The 23,915-nt window shown below is 70.9% G+C and carries 18 protein-coding genes; 10 read left to right on the top strand and 8 right to left on the bottom strand.

The annotated features are described in order from the left end of the window. Nucleotides 1-376 precede the first annotated feature (376 nt). The 3 genes from KRR26_RS23105 (at nucleotide 377) to KRR26_RS36980 (ending at nucleotide 4,387) form a co-directional block, all read left to right on the top strand. The gene (locus KRR26_RS23105; RefSeq protein ID WP_217080842.1) at nucleotides 377-1,657 is read left to right on the top strand and encodes a hypothetical protein; all 1,281 of its coding nucleotides are present in this window, start codon (nucleotides 377-379) and stop codon (nucleotides 1,655-1,657) included. A 126-nt stretch (nucleotides 1,658-1,783) separates the two neighbouring features. Beyond that, nucleotides 1,784-2,977, top strand: coding sequence for an ABC transporter substrate-binding protein (locus KRR26_RS23100; protein WP_217080841.1), 1,194 nt, complete (start codon nucleotides 1,784-1,786; stop codon nucleotides 2,975-2,977). A 924-nt stretch (nucleotides 2,978-3,901) separates the two neighbouring features. Next, nucleotides 3,902-4,387: a hypothetical protein gene (locus KRR26_RS36980; protein WP_236069051.1), complete on the top strand. Its 486-nt coding sequence runs from the start codon at nucleotides 3,902-3,904 to the stop codon at nucleotides 4,385-4,387. 20 nt (nucleotides 4,388-4,407) lie between these two features. On the opposite strand, the gene KRR26_RS23090 is transcribed toward KRR26_RS36980, so the two are convergent. Then, nucleotides 4,408-4,986, bottom strand: a complete 579-nt coding sequence (locus KRR26_RS23090; protein ID WP_217080840.1) for a DUF642 domain-containing protein — start codon at nucleotides 4,984-4,986, stop codon at nucleotides 4,408-4,410. A gap of 90 nt (nucleotides 4,987-5,076) precedes the next feature. Continuing rightward, nucleotides 5,077-7,443, bottom strand: a complete 2,367-nt coding sequence (locus tag KRR26_RS23085) for an RCC1 domain-containing protein (protein ID WP_217080839.1) — start codon at nucleotides 7,441-7,443, stop codon at nucleotides 5,077-5,079. A 299-nt stretch (nucleotides 7,444-7,742) separates the two neighbouring features. Between KRR26_RS23085 and KRR26_RS23080 the strand changes: the two genes are divergently transcribed. Further along, nucleotides 7,743-11,081 (top strand): serine/threonine-protein kinase, encoded by a 3,339-nt coding sequence (locus KRR26_RS23080; protein WP_217080838.1) that lies wholly within the window; start codon nucleotides 7,743-7,745, stop codon nucleotides 11,079-11,081. Further along, nucleotides 11,078-12,763: a sigma-54-dependent Fis family transcriptional regulator gene (locus KRR26_RS23075; RefSeq protein WP_217080837.1), complete on the top strand. Its 1,686-nt coding sequence runs from the start codon at nucleotides 11,078-11,080 to the stop codon at nucleotides 12,761-12,763. The genes KRR26_RS23080 and KRR26_RS23075 overlap by 4 nt, the downstream gene beginning before the upstream one ends. An 18-nt stretch (nucleotides 12,764-12,781) precedes the next feature. On the opposite strand, the gene KRR26_RS23070 is transcribed toward KRR26_RS23075, so the two are convergent. Beyond that, on the bottom strand, nucleotides 12,782-15,463 hold the full coding sequence (locus tag KRR26_RS23070) for a right-handed parallel beta-helix repeat-containing protein (protein ID WP_217080836.1): 2,682 nt from the start codon (nucleotides 15,461-15,463) through the stop codon (nucleotides 12,782-12,784). Nucleotides 15,464-15,660: 197 nt separating this feature from the next. Here KRR26_RS23070 and KRR26_RS23065 point away from each other — a divergent pair, with 197 nt between their 5' ends. Both KRR26_RS23065 and KRR26_RS23060 read left to right on the top strand, forming a co-directional pair. Continuing rightward, nucleotides 15,661-16,320 carry a cytochrome b/b6 domain-containing protein gene (locus KRR26_RS23065; protein ID WP_217080835.1) on the top strand — a complete coding sequence of 220 codons (660 nt, stop codon included), beginning with the start codon at nucleotides 15,661-15,663 and terminating at the stop codon, nucleotides 16,318-16,320. Further along, the gene (locus tag KRR26_RS23060; protein ID WP_217080834.1) at nucleotides 16,313-17,008 is read left to right on the top strand and encodes a molybdopterin-dependent oxidoreductase; all 696 of its coding nucleotides are present in this window, start codon (nucleotides 16,313-16,315) and stop codon (nucleotides 17,006-17,008) included. The genes KRR26_RS23065 and KRR26_RS23060 overlap by 8 nt, the downstream gene beginning before the upstream one ends. Before the next feature lie 10 nt (nucleotides 17,009-17,018). Here KRR26_RS23060 and KRR26_RS23055 read toward each other — a convergent pair whose 3' ends face one another. The 3 genes from KRR26_RS23055 to KRR26_RS23045 form a co-directional block, all read right to left on the bottom strand. After that, nucleotides 17,019-17,462, bottom strand: a complete 444-nt coding sequence (locus tag KRR26_RS23055) for a hypothetical protein (RefSeq protein ID WP_120206707.1) — start codon at nucleotides 17,460-17,462, stop codon at nucleotides 17,019-17,021. 40 nt (nucleotides 17,463-17,502) lie between these two features. Continuing rightward, nucleotides 17,503-18,288 (bottom strand): alpha/beta fold hydrolase, encoded by a 786-nt coding sequence (locus KRR26_RS23050; protein WP_120206706.1) that lies wholly within the window; start codon nucleotides 18,286-18,288, stop codon nucleotides 17,503-17,505. Between the two features lie 120 nt (nucleotides 18,289-18,408). Beyond that, a complete protein-coding gene (locus KRR26_RS23045) occupies nucleotides 18,409-18,906 on the bottom strand; it encodes a tetratricopeptide repeat protein (RefSeq protein WP_120206705.1) in 498 nt (165 codons plus the stop codon). 223 nt (nucleotides 18,907-19,129) lie between these two features. Here KRR26_RS23045 and KRR26_RS23040 point away from each other — a divergent pair, with 223 nt between their 5' ends. After that, on the top strand, nucleotides 19,130-19,870 hold the full coding sequence (locus tag KRR26_RS23040) for a class I SAM-dependent methyltransferase (protein ID WP_120206704.1): 741 nt from the start codon (nucleotides 19,130-19,132) through the stop codon (nucleotides 19,868-19,870). A 4-nt stretch (nucleotides 19,871-19,874) separates the two neighbouring features. On the opposite strand, the gene KRR26_RS23035 is transcribed toward KRR26_RS23040, so the two are convergent. Next, nucleotides 19,875-20,489 carry a hypothetical protein gene (locus KRR26_RS23035; RefSeq protein WP_120206703.1) on the bottom strand — a complete coding sequence of 205 codons (615 nt, stop codon included), beginning with the start codon at nucleotides 20,487-20,489 and terminating at the stop codon, nucleotides 19,875-19,877. Nucleotides 20,490-20,600: 111 nt separating this feature from the next. Next, a complete protein-coding gene (locus tag KRR26_RS23030) occupies nucleotides 20,601-21,239 on the bottom strand; it encodes a TetR/AcrR family transcriptional regulator (RefSeq protein ID WP_120206702.1) in 639 nt (212 codons plus the stop codon). Nucleotides 21,240-21,302: 63 nt separating this feature from the next. Between KRR26_RS23030 and KRR26_RS23025 the strand changes: the two genes are divergently transcribed. Continuing rightward, nucleotides 21,303-22,826 carry an FAD-dependent monooxygenase gene (locus KRR26_RS23025; RefSeq protein WP_199723798.1) on the top strand — a complete coding sequence of 508 codons (1,524 nt, stop codon included), beginning with the start codon at nucleotides 21,303-21,305 and terminating at the stop codon, nucleotides 22,824-22,826. A gap of 165 nt (nucleotides 22,827-22,991) precedes the next feature. Next, the gene (locus tag KRR26_RS23020; RefSeq protein ID WP_147422978.1) at nucleotides 22,992-23,867 is read left to right on the top strand and encodes a Dyp-type peroxidase; all 876 of its coding nucleotides are present in this window, start codon (nucleotides 22,992-22,994) and stop codon (nucleotides 23,865-23,867) included. Nucleotides 23,868-23,915: the final 48 nt, after the last annotated feature.

Genomic DNA, 23,915 nt, shown 5'->3' with positions numbered 1-23,915 from the left:
CTCCCTGGACTCATGCATCTGGTGTCCGGCCTGCGGAGGAGAAGCGGAGGTTGACGCCTACGACCTCCCCTACGAGGAGGAGCCCACTCAGCGAACCTGTGGGAGCTGTCAGGAGTCCTTTCGCTGCGCGCTTCCGGACGACGACCGACCGAAGTTCTGCCCCCTGTGCAGTGAGCGCCTCCGACCCGCGACGCCGAACGCCATCGTGCCCGTCGTTCCGTTCCCCGTGCCCATCACGACGACGACGACGACCCCAACGACGCCGCGGGGACGTGGGTCGGTCCGGCGCCCGGTCACGGGCTATGTCAGCACGAAGTTCAAGGCGCCTACCCAGAGGTCCACGCAACCACCTCCCGTGCTCCCGCCGAGCTCCCCTGTGCAGCAGCAGGCGGAGCAACAGGAGGAGGAGCAGCTCCCGACTCGCCCCCCCAAGAAGCCCAAGACCCGGACACTGACGGCGCCCAATACTCCGCCGGCCTTGGTCGTCGTCCCGCTGGCGCCGTGTGCCCAGTTCGCGCAGGACTTCCTGACGAATCATTACACGGGACAACCCCACGCCTCGCCGTACGCGACCTTGTGCGCGTGGTCCCGTGCGAAGCGCGCGCGCCGCGACCCGAGCCTCATGAACTTGCTGTTCCAGGACTTCCTTCACGCGGCCCAGAATCAGAACGGGCTCCTGGAGCACCTCTTGGATCTCCTGTGCAGTCGAGACGCGGGAATCCAAAACCTGCTCAACAAGCTCATCCACGCCGAGTTCCTCAGACAACCGCCCCGGGACCAGCGTTTTCGAGACACCCTGGTCATCAACGTGGAGGGAGACTGGCTCAACTGCCTGGCGCTCAACACCATCAACAAGATGATTGGGAAAGAGAAAAAGGCGGAGCACCAGGGCCAGCTTCAGGTCGCGGGTTGCACCCACACGATTGTTCAAATCCAAGAAGGCACGACGCGAATCCACCTCGTGTGCCGCCGCAACTACGACCCGTCATATGGATGCATCGTGAGCGTCATGAATCAGCTCGCGCATCACCTCGGGGGGGCCCAGGGCATCGCCAGTCGCATGCTCGAGCTCGTGCATCACCCCGCCCACTTCCTGCCGAACCACTTCCCGCCCAAGCCGAACCCGCGGATCTCGGCACTGCTCTACAGCCAGCATGGCAACAGCGGTGTCGAGACCTTCACCGCCAACAGCTTCCTCTCGTGTCTGGTGGGGCTGCTCCTGGTCGTGGAGCCCTTCTATGCAACGGTCCTCTACGGCTCGTCGCTCGACATGCTGGAGCTGATTGAAGACGGGCTGATGGACTTCGACGACGTGTTCGGCCATCGCACCGCGTGGCAAGGCGGACTCTTCCCGCTCTACAACACGGGACAACATGAAGGCAGCGCGAGAGTCCTCTCCGACGTGGGCATCCAGGGCATCCATTCGACCGTCCGCGACCGGCTGTTGGCCCTGCTGCGGCAGGGATTCGGCCCCGAGTCCTGCGCGCTCTACAAGGCCCTCTTCATCCAGTTGATGCACACGTTGGCCCAGGAAGGACGCGCGCCGCGCGCGCTCGTGCCCGCCTCCTCGCCGTCCCTGACCATGGGGTCCCCGGGCTCCTCCGGAGAGCGAAAGCGCGGCCATCCATCCGGAGGCGACACGCAGCTGCGGCAGTGACCCGCGCATGTCCGTCACACGCGCATTTCCAGACGGAACGGGGGCGTGCGGCGGCCGTTCCGCTTGACTCCGAACGGCGCATCACGGATGGGGCACTACCGCCTCGTGTTCCTGGAGACAGAGTCCATGCGCCGTGTCCTTCCGTTGCTTCTCGCCACGCTCGCCCTCGGGATGAGCGCCTGCGAGAAGAAGTCCTCCTCGACCAACGCCGCGCCCGCGCCGACAGGCTCGCCGGGCACCCAGGCGGCCACGCCCGCGCCCGCGGACACGCTGCGCATCGGCGTGCTGGCGAGCCTCACGGGCGGCGAGGCCACGTACGGCATCTCGGCGCGCAACGGCATCATGCTGGCGCTCCAGGAGGCGAACGCGGCGGGCGGGGTCCACGGCAAGAAGCTGGACGCGCGCGTCTACGACACGCAGGGGAAGCCGGAGGAGGCCGCGCAGTCCGCGACGCGGCTGCTCACACAGGACCAGGTGGTGCTCATCCTCGGGGACGTGGGCTCGTCCGCGACGCTGGCGGTGGCGGAGAAGGCGCAGGCGGCGGGCGTGCCCGTCATCACGCCGAGCGCGACGAATCCATCGGTGACGCAGAAGGGAGACTTCATCTTCCGTGTCTGCTTCATCGACCCGTTCCAGGGCTGGGTGATGGCGAAGTTCGCGCGTGAGAACCTGAAGCTGAACACGGTGGCGGTGCTGCGCGACAACAAGAATGCCTACAGTCTGGGATTGGCGGACACGTTCGTGCGCACGTTCACGGAGCTGGGGGGCAAGGTGGTGGCGGATGAGAGCTATTCAAAGGGAGACACGGACTTCCGCGCGCAGCTCACCGCCATCAAGAAGATGAAGCCCGAGGGCCTCTACATTCCGGGCTACTACAGCGACGCGGGCATCATCGCGCGGCAGGTGCGAGAGCTGGGCCTCACGGTGCCGATGATGGGAGGAGACGGCTGGGGTTCGGACAAGCTGTTCGAGCTGGGCGGCAGCGCGGTGGATGGCAGCTACTTCTCCAGCCACTACTCGCCGGACAATCCCGACGCGCGCACGCAGAAGTTCATCGCGGACTACAAGGCGGCGTATGGGAGCGTGCCGGACGCCATCGCGGCGCTGGGCTACGACGCCGCGCGCGTGGCGATCGAGTCCCTGAAGAAGGCGACCCCGCCCTCGGGCGCCACGCTGCGCGACACCATCGCCACGACGCACGACTTCCCCGGCGTGACGGGCACGCTCAGCATGGACGCCCATCGCAACCCGGTGAAGCCCGCGGTCGTCCTCAAGGTGGGCGAAGGCAAGACGACCTTCGTCACCACCGTGGCGCCCTGAGGCAGGGCGCCCCCACCTCCCCACTCCGTGGGGAATTGTCGCGCAAGGGCTTCGCCTGCTACTGTCATTGCCGTGAATTCAGGAAGTTCAGAATTCCCGCTCCAGGCAATCAGCGTGGCCCGCAGGGCGCTTCCCCCCGCGAAGACAGGGGCGCTGGTGCTCTCTGTCTTCGTGCTGGTCTCCGTGGCCTGCACGGGAGCCCGGCGCTACTACCTCAACGCTGAGCTGCAATGGCAGGAAGACCAGGAGGCCCTGACCATCGTTCCGGGTCCTTGGCCTGAGGTGCCCACCGTCACGACGGACGGCCCCAACGTCCCGGATGATTTGGTACTGCCCTCGCTCCGAGCATTGATGGAGCTGCCCGGCGCATCGGATTCGTGTGACCAGAATACCCAACGCCCCCGCAGTGACGCTGCCGAATATTGCGTCGCAATCTACCGGACACCTGACGATTGGCGCGTATCCTGGCCAATCCGAAATGCCATCAATTTCGCGAGCGCCTGTGCCCCTCCCTTTGGCGGGGTCGACGATGCAGATCATGGCCGCGACCTGCCAATCATTGGCTTCGCGCATAATCATCCGTGCGCCACTCAGGTCAGCGGGCAGGACCTGCTTGTCTGGCCGCTGGTGAAGTCCAGCGAAGGAGCATGGGTTGCAGTGACCTATGCCACCACCCCTCAAGGGCGCCTCCTCAAGGACTCGCGCGGCAATCCCGTCCCCGCCAATGGATGGCTTGCGACAGGAACCCGAGAGGCACCTCGGTTCTACCGATGGACCCCCGCTGGGGAAATGTCGCTCTGGGACGACGCCCAGCATCGTTGGAAACTCACGGCAACGTGCAAGAATCGTCCAACCCGTAGCTTTAGACCTCAGGGGTCCATGCCAGAGTGCACCCCGCTCTCGCCTTCCCTCTAGACGGTGCCCATGCTGACGCGACCTCACGTCCTCCTGCTGGCCTCCTTCATGGCGACTGCTGGACTTGCCACACCGCCTGACGGGGGGACCGTCGCCGATGCAGGCACGGTCGCGGCGCCCTCGAAGTCGCTCGTGCCCGAGACAGGCAAGGTGACTCCCCTCTCCCCCGGCGCGGCGCAGGTTCCGTGGCCGGAGACCGAGCTGAGGCCCCTGGCTACACTGGATGGGCCCGCGGTGCTCGCCGCGCATGCCGCGCTGGAGGAAGCCTTGAAGCGACTCCCCCAGCGCACCGGCACGACCACCCCCTGCACGTCCTCGCCCAAATCCCTGGAGGTCGTGGTGGGTCAGCAGGGCGGTTGGTACTTCGTGCGCGTCAATCGCCGCGTCGACCAGTGCCCGGGCTTCGGCGCGGGCACCGTCCTCGAGTTTGATGGGTTCGAGCTGTACGCCGTGTCACCCGAGGGGCGCGTGAGCAGATATCCCCACCAGCCGTGAAGGGCTGGCGTGGCTCGGGCTCAGGGCCCCATCACGGAGACGCTGTCGAGCTGCGGACCGCAGGACACCCCCGTCGACAGGCTCTCGAACTTCAGCTCGGTGCTGGTGCCGGTGGCGTTGAACACGAAGTTGTTGGACACCCACCCCGCGTAGTTCACCCGGAAGTTGTACGAGACGCTGCCCGCGGTGACCTTGACGTAGGTGCCCACGCAACCGGCCAGCGCGAAGCGCACCGTGTACCCGGTCCCCGACGACGTGGTCAGCACCTGGGAGACACCGCCCGCGTCATATGCGTTGAGGTCGATGGACGCGCTGCCAGCATTGGCGGACCTGTAGCTGCTGGCCATCACATCAATGCCCGAGCCCAGGATGGTCCACCCGGTGAGCTGAGTGCTCCCCGCGAAGACAGATACCCAGTTGCTGAAACCCAAGGGCGAGGACTCGAAGCTGCCATTGGTGACCAGCTCGGTCAGCGGCTGCGCGACCGTGCCCGTCGCCGGCCCCGACACCATGTCCGAGTCCGCCCCGGCGCCACACCCCGCCAGCGTGAGGCCCAAGCCCAACCCCACGAGCGACTTCCCACGAAGAATGCCTGTCATGCGCCCTCCCTTTGGATTGCTGCGTTTCACGGCAATGACTTCCCACGTCTTGCAAACCCATTCGCTGTCCCAGCGGGCCGACGCCATGGCTCAGGGCCCCACGGGAGGCGCGAGCACCTGGATGTCTCCCGCGGCGGAAGGCAGCTCGTCATCCCCCAGGTTGAGGGTGTTGGCGTAGCCGAGCTGGCCATGGTCGTTGCGGCCCCAGCACCGCGCCTTGCCCGTGCTCAACAACGCGCAGGTGTGAGCGCCACCCGCCGTCAGGGCATACGCCGACGCGCCCCCCAGGTTCACGATTTCGGCGTTCGGCGTGGAGAGCGTGCTGCTCTTTCCATAGCCAAGCTGGCCATACGCGCCATACCCCCAGCACTTCACTGCGCCAAAGCTCATCAACGCGCAGGTGTGGTCCGCGCCCGCGGCGACCTGGATGGCCGTGCCATACAGCTCGACGGAGCCGACCGACGCGGGCGTCTCGGTGTCGCCCACGTTGTCGAAGTAGGGGTAATAGGGCCACGTGTAATAGCCCGGGTAGCCCAGCTGCCCGTTGACGTTGTAGCCCCAGCAGACCACCCGGCCGGTGCTCAACAGGGCACACGTATGCGCCTTGCCCGCGCTGAGCTGAAGGACCGGCCCGCCCACGTCCACGTCGCCCGCCGTGGCCGGCGTCTCGTTGTCGCCAATCGCAGTCGTGTTCCCGTAACCGAGCTGGCCGAGCGCGGCCTGTCCCCAGCAGCGCACCTTGCCCGTGCTGAGCAACGCGCAGGTGTGGAACGCCCCGGCGGTGATGTCTTGCACCGGGCCGCCCACGTCCACGTCCCCCGCGCTCCAAACCCACTCGTTGTCCCCCACGTCGCGGGTGTGGCCGTAGCCGAGCTGCCCCTGGCTGTTGGCGCCCCAGCAGCGCACCTTGCCCGTGCTGAGGACCGCGCAGGTGTGCTCCGCGCCAGCGGCGAGCTTCACCGCGCGGCCTCCCAGGCCCACATAGCCCTCGCTGGCGACCGGCTCGCCGTCGCCAATGTTGGCGGTGTGGCCATAGCCCAGTTGGCCATGCGCGTTGCCGCCCCAGCACCGCACGAAGCCCCCTTCGAGCAGGGCGCAGGTGTGGCTGGCGCCCGTCACCACCTGCGTCGCGTTGCCGACGAGGTTGACGTTGCCGGCGGTGTACGGGTGCTCGTTGTCGCCGATATCCAGGGTGTGCTCGTAGCCCAGCTGCCCCGAGGCATTGAGGCCCCAGCACCGCACGTTCGCGTTGTCGAACAGCACGCAGGTGTGGCTCTCCCCGGCCTGAATGGAGATGAGCCCGTTGAGGTTGCCCACCGCATAGGGGGCATCCGGGAACTGGCCGGGCGTGAGCACGTACTTCAGCGTCGTCTGCCCGCCGTCCACGTCCGTCACCTGGAGCACCAGCTCGCCCTGGAGCGCCGAGGAGTAGCCGTGCATCGTGGTGGGGTTGGACTGACCCGCGAAGACAGGCACGGGGTCGACCGCGCCCTGCGGGTTGAAGCTCCACGCATAGGTCAGCGTCGAGGCCGCGCTGTCATCCGCGACGGTCGCCTCCCAGATGACGTCCCCAGTTCCCATCCGCCGCGTGGCCTTGAGGGATTGGATGACCGGGTTGAAGAGCACGGACACGTGCGTGTCGATGGCGTCGGACGACGGGTCGACCGGCAGCACCTTCGTCTTGAAGGTCGTCTTGACGGAGTGGCCCGCCGAGTTCGTGACGAGCACCTCATGGGTGAACTCGGTCTCGGTCGTCACCGAGGGCGGCGCGTACTGGCTGACGAAGGTGCCGGTGGTGCCCAGCAGTTGCAGGGTTCCCTGCACCGGCGAGAACGAGCCGCCCCCGCTCCCGGCGGTGATGACGTAGCGCAGCGGCTCCCCCGTGTTGGCCTCCACCAGGAAGTCGATGTTGCCGCGCTTGCCCGGAGGGAACTCGGCCGGGATGGTGATCTTCTTGATGCGCGGTAGGGAGACGGTCTCCCCGTCACTCACCGGCGCCAACACGATGACCACGCTCTCGTTGTCGCCCGTGAGCGTCTTGTCCGTGCTGCCCGAGAAGTACAGCTCGCCCTTGAGCCCCGTGGCGCGCGCCTGGAAGGTGAGGCCCTTGTTCCGAGGCAGGAAGGGCACGGTGCCCGACCACGTCCCTCCCGCCACCGTGAGGTCCATCCCCTTGTAGAGCGGGGTGCCGGTCGCCGTCTCCAACACGTCGATGCGGATGCGCGCCACGCTCGTGAAGGAGAAGTTGGCGAACGAAGACACGCGCCCCGCGCCACCGGTGTCACCGCCAGCCACCGGCTCGTCGACGGTGATGGAGAACACCGCGGTGCTGAGCGGCTCGGCCTGGCTGGACTCGGAAGGCTTGCAGCCCGCGAGGCCCGTCAGCGCGCTCAGCAGCAGCCAGGGCAGCAGGACCCCGAGGCGCCTCTCTCGGGATGAAAAAGTCTCTCGATGCATACACGTCTCCTGTCGCGGCGCGCCGCATGAAGCGGTGCGCCAGCCGGCGGGTGCGGCGATGGATGGGGTTGTTGCGGCGGGCGTAGAGCAAACGACATTCCAAACCCCACGCCTCCGACCGCAGCTGTAAAAACGCGCGGTTGCGAACGTGAGAGGGAATGGAGTCAGCTTTTTCTGACCGGGTGACGTTCCTCGTCACGTCGCGGCACCTCCCAGGAGCCTCGCGCGACGCGTAGATTCCCCAGCCAATGTTCAATTCCAGACCTTCGCGCGCACCGGCAGGGGGCCTGCTCCCGTGGATGTTGCCGCTGCTCGTGCTGGCCGCCGCCTGCGACGACGCGAGACACGCGCCACCGCCCCTGTCCGAGGCCGCCGACACCTGGCGCTTCTACCGGGAGCTCCCGCTCGACGAGGTGGGAGGGAATGTGCCCGCCATGCTCGCGGACCCGGGAGGCGGGCTCTGGGTGGCGGTGTCCGGAGAGGCGACCACCGCCGGACGCTCGCGCCTCTACCACCGCCCGCCGGGTGGCCCCTGGCGCGTGGCCTACGAGGGCCCCTTCGCCACCGAGCTGTCCCTGTCCTCCTGGCGCGCGGGCGAGGTCTACTTCGGCTTCAATCACACACTGAATGGCTTCCAGCCCAACCTGCTGCGGGTGACGGCCACGGGCAGCGAGCCCGTGCCCACCCCGAGGGAGCGGCTGGACGACAGCGAGTTCCTCCAGGTGGGCAGCTATGCCCTGCTGCCGAACGGAGACGGTTGGGCCTGTGGACAGCGCGCCCGGATGTGGCGCTGGAAGGACGGCACCTGGGTATCCCAGCCGTCCTTCGCCGCGTGGACGCCGGAGATTGGGGCCAACACCTACTACTGCGGTCAGGTCCGCTTCGATGCGCGGGGCCAGGGCTGGCTGCTGGAGTACGGCGGGGGCCGGCTCTGGCGCTCGACGCCCGGGGGCTGGGAGCCCGTCCCGCCGCTGGACGGCGCGCCCACGCAATCCCTCCACGCCTGCGGAATGGGCACCCGCGGCGGCCTCCTCTATCGCTTCGAGGAGGGCCGCTGGCGGGCCCTCCAGGGCCCGTTCGCCCTGGGCAACATCGTGCTGGACGCGGACGGCCGGTGGGGCGCGAGCGCGGGCACCGTCTTCCGCGTGGAGCGGGAGCGGTGGGTGCCGGTGGCCAGCGGACTGCGCTTCGAGCCTCGCGCCATGGCCGAGTCCGGCGGCGAGGTCTGGGTGCTGGCGCACGACGGCATCTACCGCTCCACCGAGCGGCGCGTCCCCACCTTCGCGGAGACACCTCCTGGAACGCTCCCCAAGGGCCTGCTGCACGTCGTGGCCGCGGACTTCGACGGGGATGGAGACGAAGACGTGGTCGCGCTCTCCCCCGAGGGGGGCGAGGGCACGGGCAGCGCCGCGATGGTGGCCTTCCGCAACGACGGCGCAGGCCACTTCGTGCCGCTCGACAGCGCGCTGCCCCGGGACATTCAACTGTGGAACGGGCGCTTCGCCCTGGGGGACCTCGACGGAGATGGGGACCTGGACCTGGTGGCGGCCACCCGCGCGAGCACGGTGGAGGTGTGGCGCTTCTCCGCCGGGCGCTTCGAGCGCACCCGGGTGATTTCCGCGAACAACGCCAGCGTGGCGCTCGTGGACATGGAAGGGGACGGGGACCTGGACCTGCACGTCGTCACCCTGGAGCGGCACGCCTTCTATCTCAACGACGGGGCGGGCCAGTTCACCCTCGGGCCCGAGGCGCCCACGCCGCCCGGGACGGACCACGTGCTGTGGGATGACGCCGACGCAGACGGCGACGCGGATGGCTTCGCCCTGCGCTGGAGAGACCCGCCCCTGCTGCTGCGCCAGGACACGCCGGGGCACTTCCAGGTGCTGCCCCTGCCCCTCGTCGCCGAGGGCGGAGCGTGGACGGACCTCGACCGGGACGGAAGGCCGGAGGTGTCCGCCCAGCGCCTGCACAACCCCGAGCGGGCCTTCCCCTTCGTCACCTGCCCGCCCACGGCCCGCGGCGGCTGTGAGCCCTGGACGCGCCCCGAGGCCCCCGCCGGGTTGGTGGTGGACCTCAACCTCGATGGCCGCCCCGACGTCATCCAAGCCGAGCTGCGCGTGGGCGCGCGGATGACCCAGGGCGGAGAGGTGTACCTGGGCGGGGAGCAGGGCTTCGAGCGCATCACCGACGTCACGGGCCCGCTGTCCCAGCCCGCCGTCTTCGACGCCAACGGGGACGGGGCCCCCGACGTGTACACACCGGAGCGGGGCCTGCTGCTGGCCACCGCGACCGCGAGCCGCGCCGTGCGGGTGGACGTGAGCGCCAGCCACGGCGACAGCCGAGCCGAGGGCGCCTGGGTGCTGCTCCGCCCCGAGGCGGGCGGCCCTCCGGTGGCCACGGCCCGAGCGCGCGGCGGGAGGGCGCGGGTGGGGCTTCCCGACCCGTTGGCGCGCTACACCCTGGAGGTGCGCTTCCCCACGGGAGAGCGGCGCGTCCTCACGGGAGTCCAAGCGGGCAGCACGGTGCGCGTGCAAGACGTGGACGGCCCCGCGCGCGTGGGGCGGCTCGCCCTGCGGTGGGCGTCCACCTCGGTGCGCCTCGCCAACGGGCCTCGCGAGGGACTCACCCTGCTCCTCGGGCTGCTCGCGCTGGGGTGGATGGGCCGGCGGCTCCTGCCGGGACAACAGCGGGTGATGCTGCCCGTGTTCGCGCTGGGCGTGCTCGGGCTGCTCGGGCCGCTGGTGCGCTGGGGCGTCCCAGGCGTCCTGCTGCTGGGCCCCGGCGCGCTGCTACCAGCCCTGGGCACGGGGCTGCTCCGGACCTGGAGACAGCGGCGCCGCGCGCGCCGGCAGGCGGGGCCCTACGTCCTCCTGTCGCAACTGGGCGCGGGCGCGGCGGCCACCGTCTGGCGAGCCCGGGGGCCTCACGGCGAGGTGGCCCTCAAGCTGTTCGACGCCGAGGCGATGAGCCATCCCGAGGTGCGCGATCGCTTCTTCCGCGAGGCCCGCGCCGGCATGCAGATGGCCCACCCGAACCTGGTGCGCATCCTGGAGGCCGGCACTCTCGATGACGGCAGGGGGTTTCTCGCCATGCAACTGGTGGATGGCCCGTCCCTGCGCGCGCACCTCGCGGCGCGCGGCACGCTCGCGGCGGACGAGGTGCGCACGCTCGCGCACGACGTGGCCTCCGCGCTCGCCGCCCTGCATGGCGCGGGCGTCGTGCACCGCGACGTGAAGCCCGAGAACATCCTCCTGGGCTCCCAGGGCGCGGTGCTCACCGACCTGGGGCTCGTGCGCAGCATCGTCTTCAAGACCGTCACCCGCCAGGGGGCCGCGGTGGGCACGCTCGCGTACATGAGCCCCGAGCAGTGCGTGGGCCGCCCCGTGGATGGGCGCAGCGACGTCTGGAGCCTCGGCGTGGTGATTTACGAGTTGCTGTCCGGGCACCGGCCCTTCCTCGGCACCCACGAGTTGGAGCTCGTCTACCGCATCCACAACACCCCCGCCGCGCCCCTGCCCTCCAGCGTGCCGGAGGACCTGCGCGCGCTCATCGGCCGCTGCCTGTCGCGAGAGGTCGAGGAGCGATTCCAGAGCGCGGACGCGCTGCGCGGGGCGCTGGAGCGGAAGGAGGCGGCATGAGCGCCGCGTCGCTCGTCGACCAGGTGCGTGAAGCGCTGCGCGCCTTCGTGGAGCTGGAGTCCCTGGCTCGCGCGGAGGTGGTGGACCGGGACCGGTTGCGCACCTGGGCCCTCGAGCACTTCGGGGCCCTGGTGCGCATCGAGCAGGAGGCCTCGCGGCTGGCCGCGGCCCCACCTGCCCGCCCGCCCCCCGCGCCGGAGTCCTCCAGGAGCCCGGTGCTGCGCTCGCTGGAGCGGGTCTCCGCCGCGCCGCTGGGCACCTCGCTGGAGGTGGCGCTGGGCGCGCTGATGGAGCTCACCGGGGCGAAGCGGGGCTTCGTGGGCCTGCGCGGCCAAGGCGGGGCGCTGCGCTTCGCCGCGCATCAGGGCTTCACGGAGCCGCACCCCCACGGCCCCGAGGGGCAGTTGTCCCGCACCATCCTCGCCGCGGCCCTGGAGACGGGCGGCGCCCTGCTGCTCGAGGACGCGCGGGATGATGCCCGCTTCGCCCAGGCGCCCAGCGTGATGGCGCTCGCCCTGCGCGCGGTGCTGGTCGTACCCCTGGCGGGCCGCGCGGGGCCCTTCGGCGTGCTGTACCTGGACCACCCCAGCACCGCGGGGGCCTTCGGCCCGGAGGCCCGCGAGCACGCCGAGGCCTTCGCGCGCGCCCTGGGCCCCTTGCTGGAGCGCGACGTGGCGCTCACCCGCGCGCGAGAGAAGCGGCGGGAGCGCGGAGCGCGGCTGCGGACGGGTCGCAAGCTCGATGCGCTGGTAGGCGAGAGCGACGCCATGCTGGCGCTGTTGGAGTTGTTGGTGAAGGTGGCCCCCACCTCGTCCCCTGTGCTCATCCTGGGCGAGACGGGGACGGGCAAGGAGTTGGTGGCGAAGGCCCTGCATGAGCACTCCCGCCGGGCCTCCAGCCCCTTCGTGGCCATCAACTGCGGAGCCCTCTCGCCAGGGTTGGTGGAGAGCGAGCTGTTCGGTCATGAGCGAGGCGCCTTCACCGGGGCCGAGCGGACGCGCCCCGGCAGCTTCGAGGCCGCGGACGGAGGCACGTTCTTCCTCGACGAGGTGGGCGAGCTGCCCTTGCCCGTCCAGGCGAAGCTCCTGCGCCTGTTGGAGGGCGGCACCTTCATGCGGGTGGGCTCCGCGGAGCCGCGCCGCGCGGACGTGCGCATCGTGGCCGCCACGCACAAGGACCTCCCCGCGGAGGTGCGCGCCGGGCGCTTCCGGGAGGATCTGCTCTTCCGCCTGGATGTCGTGCGGCTGGAGGTGCCGCCGCTGCGCGAGCGCGAGGAGGACATCGGACTGGTCGCCGAGACGCTCATCGCCCGGCTCGTCGCCGAGCAGGGCCTGCCAGCGCGCCGGCTGCACCCGGCCACCCTGGCCGCGCTGGAGTCCTGGTCCTGGCCGGGCAACGTGCGCGAGCTGCGCAACGTGCTGGAGCGCGCGGTGGTGCTGAGCGACTCGGAGCGCGTGGGCCTGGACGCGCTGCCGCGGGAGATCGCCGGAGCCCTGCGGCCGGCCACCCCGCCCCGGGGCATCAAGGAGGCGGTCCGGGTGTATCGCCAGCGGCTCGTGCAACAGACGCTCGACGCCAGCGGCAGCCACGCCGAGGCGGCCCGCCGCTTGGGCGTGAACCCCAAGTATCTCTACAAGCTCATCAAGGACATCGAGTCCGAGGCCGCCGACGCGGAGGACTGAATGCGCCCTGGCGCCGTGTCACCAGAGGGGCGCGTCGTTCGGTATCCCCACCCACCGTGAGAGCGTGGGAGCCACCGCGCCCGTCTGGGGTTGCGTCGCGGTCACCGCTCCTCCCGCCACGGTGACCGCCAGGTCGCCCGCCTGCGCCGCCTGGAAGTAGAACACCGCCTCGCGCTGCGCGCCCTCCAGCGGCAACGCGGTCACCGCCGCGTCACTGCAGTCAGGCTTCAGGTGGAACGTCACCCCCGCCGCCGCGGTCCCCGTCGCGGACACCGACACCGTGTCCGAGACCAGCGGCGCCAGGTTGCCCACCGCGTCCTGCGCCTGCACCACCAGCCTCGGTGAGCACGCCTTCGCCACCACCGAGCGCTCGGGGTTGAGGAACACCAACTTGCGGTCCGTCCCCACCGACAACACATCCACGTCGAAGGTCGAGTCCGGACGTGTCGCGCGCGAGTAACCCGGCCCCGTGACGTCGTTCAGGCTGATGACGTTCGCGCTCCCCAGGTCCGCGATGCCCGCCTGATACACGAGCCCATTCGTCACGTCTGTCTTGTGGATGCGGTTCTCTGTCACCTGGATGCGGGTCAGCTCCGCCGGGGGAATCACGTTGCCGTGCGCATCCGTCCCATCGGCCTGCGCCAGATTGATGCCCACGTCGTTCTCATCGAGCGTGTTCCCCTGGAGCGTCACGTCCTTGCAGAGCGGTGTCCCCGGCCCGGAGTACGCGCCGCCCACCACGAGGATGCCCGCCGCGACATCCCCGCCCGTGTATCCATTCCCCGTCACCGTGTTGCGATTCACCCGCCCCGTCACGCCATACCCGAGCTGGATGCCGTTGGGCGCGAGGAAGCCTTGCGGGCCCACGCCGGTCACCGTGTTGTCCGTCAGCGTCGCATCCACCAGGCCCGACACCACGATGCCCGCCTTCTGATACCCGGCCACCTGGTTGCGCAGCACGTCCACGCGCGCCACCTGCGTCCCGCTCGTGGCGCCGCGCACGTCGATGCCCAGGCCCTCCTGGCACCCGCTCCGGCCTTCCTTCTGGTGGAGGTCCCGCACCTGGGTGTCCGTGATGGCGCCGCTCGCCTCCTGCAACTGGATGCCCACGAGGCGATCCGCGCCCGTGTCGCAGAGGTCCGCGAGCCCGCGGGCCGTCACCACCACCTGCCGAATGCTCGCCGAGGCCCCTCGGTTGCGCAGCACCGCGCCCTTCCAGTGCGAGGCCGGCGTCCCGTCCTGCTCCACCGCCGTCAGCGTGAAGCCCGCGCCGTCGAACAGATGGCCATCCGGGACATACACCGTGCCCTCCGTCGTGCAGTCCGCGCCCAGCGTCACCGTGCCCGCCCCCAGCGTCACCGCGCAGGGCCGCTGGGCGCCACACAAACGGCCTCCCCACGTCACCGGGAACGTGCGGCTCACCCGGAGCCCCGCCGCGTTCGTCACCGTCACCGCGATGACCGGCAGCGTGTCCGAGGGCACGCACGACAGCTCCGTCCAGGTCGCCGTGCTCGTGGTCGCCGTGCTCGTCGCCGGCCCCATCGCGCCGGTCGTCGCAGTCCACGCGAACGTCAGCGGACGCCCCTGCGGATCCATCGCCGCGACGTCGAACTGGAGCACCTGCCCCGCCACCGCATCCGTCGAGGACTGCGCCGTGCTCGTGATGCGCGGCGGCTGCCGCTGCACCACGCACACGTCCAGCCCGCGCGTCGCCTCGCCGCCGTAGGCGTCGCGCATCGTCACCGTGAGCCGACAGTTGCCGCACGTATCCGAGGCCGGCATCGCGGTGGGCGTGAAGTGCGGGGTCGCCGCCGTCGCGTCGTCGAAGGTGCCCTCGCACGTGGCCGCCCAGCCGTACGTGAGCGCGTCGCCGTCATCATCCGTGGCCGAGGCCTCCAGCGCCGCGGCCTCATTCACCGGCAGCTCCGCCGACGGCCGCGCGCCCAGCTCCGTCACCGCCGGCCAGCGGTTGAACACCGCCTGGGGGGAGGGCTCGCCCAACCCAGCCAGCCCCACGCTCACCGCGAAGCCCAGCGTCGCCACCGCGCCGTGCGCGTCCGACACCGAGAGCGTCACCGTCACGTTGCCCGCGTCCGCTGGCGCCGTCCACGTGGGCGCCGCGCTCGCCGCGTCCGAGAACACGCCCGCGGACGCCTTCCACGCGTACTTCAGCGTGTCCGCGTCATCCGGATTCGGGTCATGCGCGCGCGCGCGCAGCGCCACCGTGGCGCCCGGCTTTACCACCGCCTCCGCGGCCACCACCGCGTCGATGACGGGCGCCACGTTCCCCACCGGCGGCTTCGTCGAGGCCGCCTGCGGCAGCAGCAACAGCAGCGCGGCGTGGTGCGGCGGAAGGTCCACCGCGTCCGCATCCAACGAGGCCAGCGCCGCGCCCGACGCGTCCAGCGCCTCCGCGCGCACTCGCGCCGGGCCGGACCGAACCCGCGCCACCGACCCGGCCCACAAGCTCCCCGAGCCCGACAGGTCTCCCTCCACCGCCGCGCCATCCGCGGGCGTCGCGGTGGCCCTCACGCGCGCCACCGCGTCGGAGCGCAGCGAGCGAGGCAACACCACCATCACCCGCACCGAGCCCGAAGGCTCCAGGTCGAAGGAGGGCTCCTCCAGGAGCGTGCAGCCCCCCAAGAGCACCCACAGCGCTCCGGCAAACAAAGACAACCGCCGCGTGTTCGCCTGATTCATCGGCAAGCCCCTCCCTGTCACGTCGATAGGAGCAGGTCCCACGATGCAAAGGAAGACGGACATGTGTCACGCCGGCTCGTCTTCACGACCGACCCACGCGTCCGCTGGACGACGTCCCGACGCGCGTGCGTCACCTACCCGGCGATGGCCTGTCTCGCGGCACTTTTCCGAGCCGACTGCATGCTGTGGTCCCGCGCGTGCGCGCGCCCGAAGAACGCCGTCCCCAGCCCTGGCTCATCCGACTCGCCCATTGGGCCCATGTGCCGCTGCTCGTCATCATGGCGGGCAGCGGGCTGCAAATCCTCGCGGCCTATCCCAAGCTCGGCCCGCGCGGTCAGCCGTTTGCCTGGTATCCCTTTCAAGATGTGACACCTCCGGCGTGGGCGCGGCTGGGGGGGTGGCTCGCGGGCGCGCGTCACTGGCACTTCGCCTTCGCGTGGCTCCTCGTCCTCAACGGCGCGGTGTATGGGTTCTATCTGTTGCTCAGCGGCGAGTGGCGCCGCCGCGTCTTCCTGCCCCGCCGCGATGCGCGCAACGCGCTCCAGACGCTCGCGTTCTATCTGCGCCTCCGCCACGAGCCGCCCGCCCAAGGGCTCTACAACGGGCTCCAGCGACTGGCGTACTCAGGCGCGCTCCTGCTCGGGCTGCTCGCGGTGCTCTCCGGGCTCGTGCTCTACAAGCCCGTGCAGCTGCGGGGACTCACCGCGCTGTTCGGCGGCTATGACACCGCGCGCGCCGTGCACCTGGGCGTGCTCTCGCTGTTCGTCCTCTTCACGCTCGGCCATGTCCTGCTCGTGGCGCTGCATCCTCGCGCGCTCGTCGAGATGGTGACGGGCGGGGAGAAGCCCCGTGCGTGACGCGCTCCTGACGCGGCGACGGTTGCTCGTGGGCGCGTCCGCGCTCGGGCTCGCGGCGTGCGACTCGACGCGTCCGCAGGCGGGCTTCCTGGGCGCCATGGAGCGCTTCAACCTGCGCGCGCAACGGGCCCTGTTCGACCCGGAGCGGCTGGCACCCGAGGAGCCCCTCTCCGCGCTCACGCCGCCCGAGCACTTCCCCGCGTACTTCATCTCGCCCGAGGTCCCGCGCGCGCCCGCGAGCTGGGCGCTGAAGGTGGGCGGGCTCGTCGCGCGGCCGAGCGTGCTGACCGTGGAGGATTTGCGCCGGCTGCCGCGCGCCGACCTGCGCGTGCGCCATCACTGCGTGGAGGGGTGGAGCGCGGTGGCGGCATGGCACGGCGTGCGCGTGCGCGACGTGGCCGAGGCCGTGGGCGCGGACCCTCGTGCGGGCTACGTGGAGTTCCGCTCGTTCGACCTGGGCTACGCGTCGTCGTGGGACCGCCCCAGCGCCATGCACGCCCAGACGCTGCTCGCCTACGGCATGAACGGTGAGCCCTTGCCCGCCGCGCACGGCGCGCCCCTGCGCCTCTATTCGGCGGTGAAGCTGGGCTACAAGATGGTGAAGTACCTCACCGAGGTGAACTTCCTGCCCGAGCCCACCGGGGGCTACTGGGAGGACCAGGGCTACGAGTGGTTCGCGGGCGTCTGAGCCGCGCCGCTCACGCCTTGCTGCCGCTCATCACGCTGCCGCCAAACGGCGTGAAGCCGTTCTTGCGCAGCGCCTCGCGCTCCGCCATCAGCGCGCCCAGCGCTTCCTCACGCGTGACGAAGTGGTTCACCGCCGCGCCGTTGATGGCGCCGCTGGTGAGGATGAACATGCGCGTCATCTCGTCCCCGCCGAAGCGGTAGGAGCGGTGCGTGTACTTCTCCAGCACCTCGCGGCGCTCGCGGCCGAACGTGCGGCCCGCGGTGAACTTCACGACCAGCCCATCCAGGTTGATGAGCAGGTCCACCTTCCCGTTCCGGGTGAAGCGCTGGAACTGCTCCTCCACCTCGCGCCGCCACCGCACGACGTCCGCATCGCTGACGAGGATGCAGTCGGTGAAGCCCGCCGTGACCACGTCGTGCTGGGCGTCGTACTCGAAGCTCATGCTCCAGGACATCTGCGCTCTCCCACGAACCGCTCGGCCGCATGCCGCGCCGCTACGCCTGCGCGCTCCCTGCCAGATACGCCCCCAACAGGGCCGCGATTTCCGCCGGACGCTCCACCTGCGGGTAGTGCCCCGGGCCCGGCAGGTACGTGAGGCGCGCACGGCGGATGGGCGCCACCACCGCCTGCTTGAGGAAGGCCGGCGGTAGGAAGGCGTCATCCGTGGCCACCACCAGCGTGGGCGCGGTGATGTTCGCGAGCTTCTCGGCGAAGCCACCCGCCGTCCATGCGTCGAAGCCCTGCTGGATGGCGGCCTCGGACACCGCCGCCGAGTCCTTGAGCATCGTCTCCAACGCCTCGGGCGACAGCTGACGGCACGCCAGGCCCAGGATGGTCTGCTGCTTGCCGCGATCGCCCGCCGAGGTGCGGAACAGGCCCGCCGCGTCCGCGGGCAGCGGCAGCCCCGCCGCCGGCACCGAGTTCAGGCACACCAGCCCGTCCACGCGCTCCGCCACCGTGGCGGCGATCCACTGCGCCACCTGCCCGCCCATGCTGTGGCCCACCACCGTGAAGCGCTTCGCGCCCACGTGGTCCACCACCGCGAGCACGTCCCGCGCGTGCTGCTCCAGCGTGTACCCCGCAGCGGGCCGCCCCGAGCCACCCGCGCCGCGCAGGTCCGGAATCACCAGCCGCAGCCCCGTCGCATCCAGGCGCTCCACCAGCGCGTCCCAGACCGCGCCCGACACCATCCACCCGTGCACCAGCACCACCACGCGAGGCCCCTCGCCGATGACGCGATAGTGAATGGACGTTCCGTCAGTCGCGGAAATCGTGGGCATGAACGAATCCTTATTTAAGCGGACAGGCTTGGAATTATAAGTTTAGCGGGAGCTGTAGCAAGCCATGAATCCTGTCCGTGCGTCCACCGGCTGCGCGGCTCCAACCCGACACGTCTCACGCTAACTCGCCAGGCGGCGCACCCACCACGCAGCGGCCTCGCGGACTTCGCCGTCGCCGTGAGCCAGCGCCTGGCGCGCGTGAAACAGCGCCTGCGTTGGCGCGTCCTGCGCCACCACGCGCGCATACGTGAGGTGCGTCAGCGCCTCCGTTTCATTCACTTCGAGTGCGGCATCCAGCAGCCGCCGCGCGCGCGCCATCCCATCGCGTTGCCTCGCGTAGAGCAGGACCAGGTCGCACACGGTGGCCATGTCGCGCGGGGCGAGCTGCACCGCGCCCTCCAACAGCCGCTGGGCGCCCGCGCCATCGCCCATGGCCGCCCGGAGCCGGGCCAGCGTGCGGCGCACCTCGATGGACAAGGGCGAGCGCGCCAGCGCCTCCTCCAGCACCTCTCGGGCCTCCTCCACCCGGCCCACCGTCAGCAGCGCCAGGCCCTGCGCGCAGGCTGGCAGCGGCTGGCCGCCCTCTCGCAGCTCCCCATCTCGGTTCGCCTTCGCCATGTCCGCGCCTTTCGCAAGAAAAACAAGTTTTTCTCGTCTTAAAGGCCTGAAGTTGCTGACTTTTGCAACTGCCTTGGCGCCCCGAGTTGATTCAACCCCGCAGGAAAGATGAATTTTTACTGCAATTTCGCGAGGTTACGAACGAGCGTCGTCGCACGGCACCCGGTCGATTCCTCCAAGGGGCGCGGCGCGGCGGGAGGCGTCTGGCAGACTCCGGCGGGTGATGACGGATGAACGGGATGGGATGGGCGGCGCGACGGGTGCGCGACGCACGGTGCACTGCGAGGACGCGCTGAAGTGGCTGGAGGCCAGCCCCGTGCTGGAGGGGTGCTCGGTGGTCACCTCCATGCCGGACGTGTCCGAGTTCCCCGCGCTCTCGGTGGCGGAGTGGAAGGAGTGGTTCGTGCGCGCGGCGGGGCTCGTGCTCTCGCGCGTGCCGCCGGACGGCGTGGCGGTGTTCTACCAATCCGACGTGAAGAAGGACGGCGCCTGGGTGGACAAGGGCTACCTGGTGTCACGCGCGGCGGAGGCGGCGGGCTTCGAGACGCTCTGGCACAAGGTGGTGTGCCGGCGGACGCCAGGGACGGTGACGTTCGGGCGGCCGGCGTTCTCCCACCTGCTGTGCTTCTCGCGGGACGTGCGCGTGGACCTGGCGAAGTCCTCGCCGGACGTGCTGCCGGAGGCGGGCGACGTGACGTGGACGCGCGGGATGGGCGTGCGCGCGTGCCAGCTGGCGTGCCGCTTCATCCAAGAGCAGACGACCACGCGCACGGTGGTGGACCCCTTCTGCGGACACGGCACCGCGCTGGCCGTGGCCAACGCGATGGGTCTGGACGCGGTGGGGGTGGAGCTCAGCCGCAAGCGCGCGCGCAAGGCCAAGGCCCTGCGCGCCACGTGGACTCCCGAGGGGCTGGTGCTCTCCGGGGTCGGCGCATCGGGCCCGGAGCCCGAGGACGCCGACTGACGCCTCAGGCCGCGGAGGCCGCGCTCAGCGAGGCGACGTGCGCCTCCAAGGCCCCGAGGAACGGCTCGAACAGGCGCTCCTCCATGGCCAGCGCCGGCTCCAGCGTCGCGCCCACGGCGGCGAGGCGCGCGAGGCACGCGTCCTCCAGGGTGCGGCGGTGGCTCTGCTCCTCCACCACCACGCGCCCCAGCTCCTCGCGGACCACGGCGTTGCGGCTGGCCGCCTTGTAGAGCGGGTAGAGCACCATCGCGCGCCGCTCCACCACCGCGGTGGTGAGCAGGTACTGCAGGTAGACGTCCGACGTCCCGGTGAGGGACGTGGCCCACTCGGCCAGCCCGCGGTCCAGCGACTGGAACCACGTGGCGGCCTCGGTCGCGCACAGCAGGTCCGTCACCTCGCCGCCCGCCACCGTGCACGCGAGGTTCTTGAAGGTGAAGGCGTGGCGCGTCTCGTCCGCCAGGTGCCCGAGCACCTCCAGCGTCGGGTGACGGTCCGCCACGGTGCGCGAAATCTTCCGCGCCCCGATGAACTCCATCAGGGACAAGGTGTTGAGCCACCGCGCCTCGACCTCGGGCGTCTGGGCCAGCTGGCGGAGCACCGCCTGGATTCGGTCACGCATGGGGCGCCCCTCTAGCCCGACCCCGGCCTGGGCGCGAGCCCGGAGCGCGCCGCCCCCCGCGGCTCCTGCTTCTGCGCCCCTGTAGCCCCGCGCGGACCGTGTGGGGCCATGTCAGGCGTAGGGCGTGCCCCGGGCGCTCGCGCTCATCATGGTCAGTCCGCGCTCGAACAGCTCCACGACGGCGGCGCGGGCCACCTCGGGCGCCTCTCCCGTTGCGATCTGCCGGAGCCCCTCGCTGTAGGCGACGCGGATGGCCGCGACCACCTGGGCGGCCAGCAGCCGGGCGATGGGGTCCTCGCGCGGCGCGCCCACCTGCCCGGTCAGCTCCTCCACCAGCACGGCCTCCGCCTCCTCGCCCATCTCGCGCAGCCGCGCCCGCAGCGCCGGGCTCACCTCCACCATGTGCCAGAACCCCGCCACGCCCGCGTTCATCCTCGCGAAGGCGTGGTCGCTCTCCACCAGCGACCGCGCCAGCGCGCGCAGCACCGCCACCGGCGACGCTCCCTTGCGGCGCTCCCGGAACGCCTGCCGCAACAGCGCGATGCCCTCCTCCTGCCGGTCGAAGAAGAGGTCCTCCTTGCGCGGGAAGTAGTTGAACACGGTCATCTTGGAGACGTTCGCCGCCGCCGCCACCTCGGCCACCGTCACCGCGTCGAAGCCGCGCGCCACGAACAACCCCGTCGCCACATCCGAAATCATCTTCCGCGTCTCGCGCCGCTTGCGCGCCCGCAGTCCCTCGTCTTCCGCCATGGGCGCACCCTAGCTCCGAATCAAAACTTGTACTCGGTAAATATTTAGACTAGGTAATCCATCATGGCGAACGAGACATTCGACGTGGTGGTCGTCGGGGCGGGTCCCACGGGGTTGTTGCTCGCGAGCGAGCTGGCCCTGGGTGGGGCCTCCGTGGGGGTGCTGGAGCGGCTGGAGTCCATGGACCCCACCATCAAGGCGGGCTCCGTGGGGGTGCTGGCGGCGGAGGCGCTGGAGCGGCGCGGGCTGGGGCCGGCGCTGGACGAGGCCGAGCGCCAGATGGGCGAGGCCGTGGCGAAGATGGTCCAGCAGTCGGGCGCCCAGGCGAGCCCGCTGGCCCAGGGCTGGAAGAAGATTGGCGGCCACTTCGGGGGGCTGTTCCTCATCGACCCGACCCGGCAGCGCGAGCCAGAGCGGCGCTTCCGCGGCGTGAACCAGCTGGGCTTGGAGATGATGCTGGGGGCGCTCGCCCAGGCGCGGGGCGTGCCGGTGCGGCGAGGCCAGGAAGTGCTCGGCTTCACGCAGGACGAGGCGGGCGTGAGCGTGGAGGTGCGCTCGGCGGAGGGCACTCAGACGCTGCGCTGCGCGTGGCTGGTGGGCTGCGACGGCGGACGGAGCGCGGTGCGCAAGCAGGCCGGGTTCGACTTCCCCGGCACCGAGCCCACGCTCACGGGCCACCAGGCCGTGGTGGAGGTGGATCATCCGGAGAAGCTCCTGCCGCTCGGCTGGCGGCGCACGCCGGTGGGGATGATGGCGTATGGCCCGACGCCGGGGCGCGTCTTCCTGCTCGAGTTCGACGGGCCGCCCGCGGACCGCAACGCGCCCGTCACCCGCGAGGAGATTGAGCGGAGCCTGCGGCGCGTGAGCGGCACCGACGTGTGCGTGACGGCCGTGAAGACGGCCACGCGCTTCACCGACAACACGCGCCTGGTCACCGAGTACCGGCGCGGGCGCGTGCTGCTCGCGGGCGACGCGGCGCACGTGCACTCGCCCTTCGGCGGACAGGGCCTGAACCTGGGAGTGATGGACGCGATGAACCTGGGCTGGAAGCTGGCCGCCGCGGTGCGCGGAAATGCACCGGAAGGGCTGCTGGACTCGTACACCGCCGAGCGTCACCCCGTGGCGGAGCGGGTGCTGGAGAACACGCGCGCGCAGGCCGCGCTGATGCGCCCCGACCCGCAGACGACCGCGCTGCGCGCCATCATCAGCGGCGTCATGGAGACCGACGAGGGCAACCGCTTCTTCGGCGAGATGATGAGCGGCGTCACGGGGCGCTACGCGCTGGGCAGCGACCATCCCCTGGTGGGGCGACAGACGACCAACCGCGTCGCGACGGTGGACAGCGGCGAGGTGCACCTCCATGCGCTGATGGGTGAGGGCGAGGGCGTGCTGCTCGACGCGGGCGACGGCGCCGCGTCCCGGCTCGCGAGCGCCTGGGCGCCGCGCGTGCGCACCGTGCGTGTCCAGGGCGAGACGTCCCGGCTGCTGCGCCCGGACGGCTGCATCGCCTGGGCGACAGACGACCGCGAGCTGACGGGGCTGCGGGAGTCCCTGTCGCGCTGGTTCGGCGCGCCCCCGACGCCGTAGCCCTGGGGCGAAGCGACGGGAAGGGCACTGGCCAACACAGTGCCGCCCCCCAGGTTTGACGGCGCGGACACCGGGCCGCTTTGCTCTCACCGACAGAGAAAGCGCGGCGCTTCGCGGCGCCGCATTCCATGGAGCGGCTGTGCCTGGTGCAGGGGGGTGACCAGCATGAGGCCACAGGAAGGGCTGTTTCATCCGCCCGGGGCCTTCAGTGCCTTGGCCGTGTGGCGGTTGAGCCGCGCCAGCGAGGGAGCCCAGGTGCGGCAGGCGGCCTCGCGCGTGCACGCCGAGCTGCGCGCCGCCGAAGGCGTCCACGCCGTGCTCGCGTTCGACGCGGCCCTGGTGTCTCCGCTCGCCGAGGGAGAACAAGGCGCGCCGCTCCTGCCCCGCCGGGGCGCCCACCTGCGCATCCCCTCCACCCAGGCGCAGGTGCTGCTCCAACTGGGCGCCGACACCCAGTCCCGCCTCCAGTGGGCGCTGCGCCGCGCGGCCGCGCTCTTCGCTGGCGTGCTCGTCCCCGAGGAGGAAGTGCTGGGCGGCTGTCTCGACGAGACCTGTCAGGCCCCCACCGTCGAGGAGATTCGCCGCGCGGCCATCGTCCCCGCGGGCCCCCTGGCCGGCGCCGCGTGGGTGCTCTACCTGCGCTTCCAGCGCGACTCCATCCGCGCTCGGGCCCGCGCGCTGCGGCTGCGCGGTGACTTGTCTCGCGCGCGTCCCCACGCCGCCGCGCTCCGGCCCGCGCCCTTGCGAGGCGACGCGCCCCCGGCTCGCCACCGCCGCGCGCACGCGCCCGAGTCGTGGCCGCTCATCCGTCGCAGCTTCCCCTTCCACGAGGGCCCCGACGAGGGGCTGGCCTTCGTGGCCGCGTCGTCGGACCCGGCCCGGTTCCGCCGCGCGCTGGACGCCATGCTCGGCCCCGGACTTCCTCCGCCGGGCGCGCCGCCGTACCAGGCCTCGGCGGTGGGCGGAGGCCTGTACCTGGCACCGCCCCGCCCCTGGTTCTCCGAGGTGACGCACCAGCCCCAGCGGCAGGTGGCGCCATGACGCCCGAGGAAGCGTCCAGTCCACGACGTTCGCGCGGGTGGCCCGGTG

The sequence above is a fragment of the Citreicoccus inhibens genome (genome assembly GCF_019039035.1).
GTDB classification, from domain to species: domain Bacteria; phylum Myxococcota; class Myxococcia; order Myxococcales; family Myxococcaceae; genus Citreicoccus; species Citreicoccus inhibens.
This window is presented reverse-complemented; position numbering and strand designations above follow the sequence as displayed.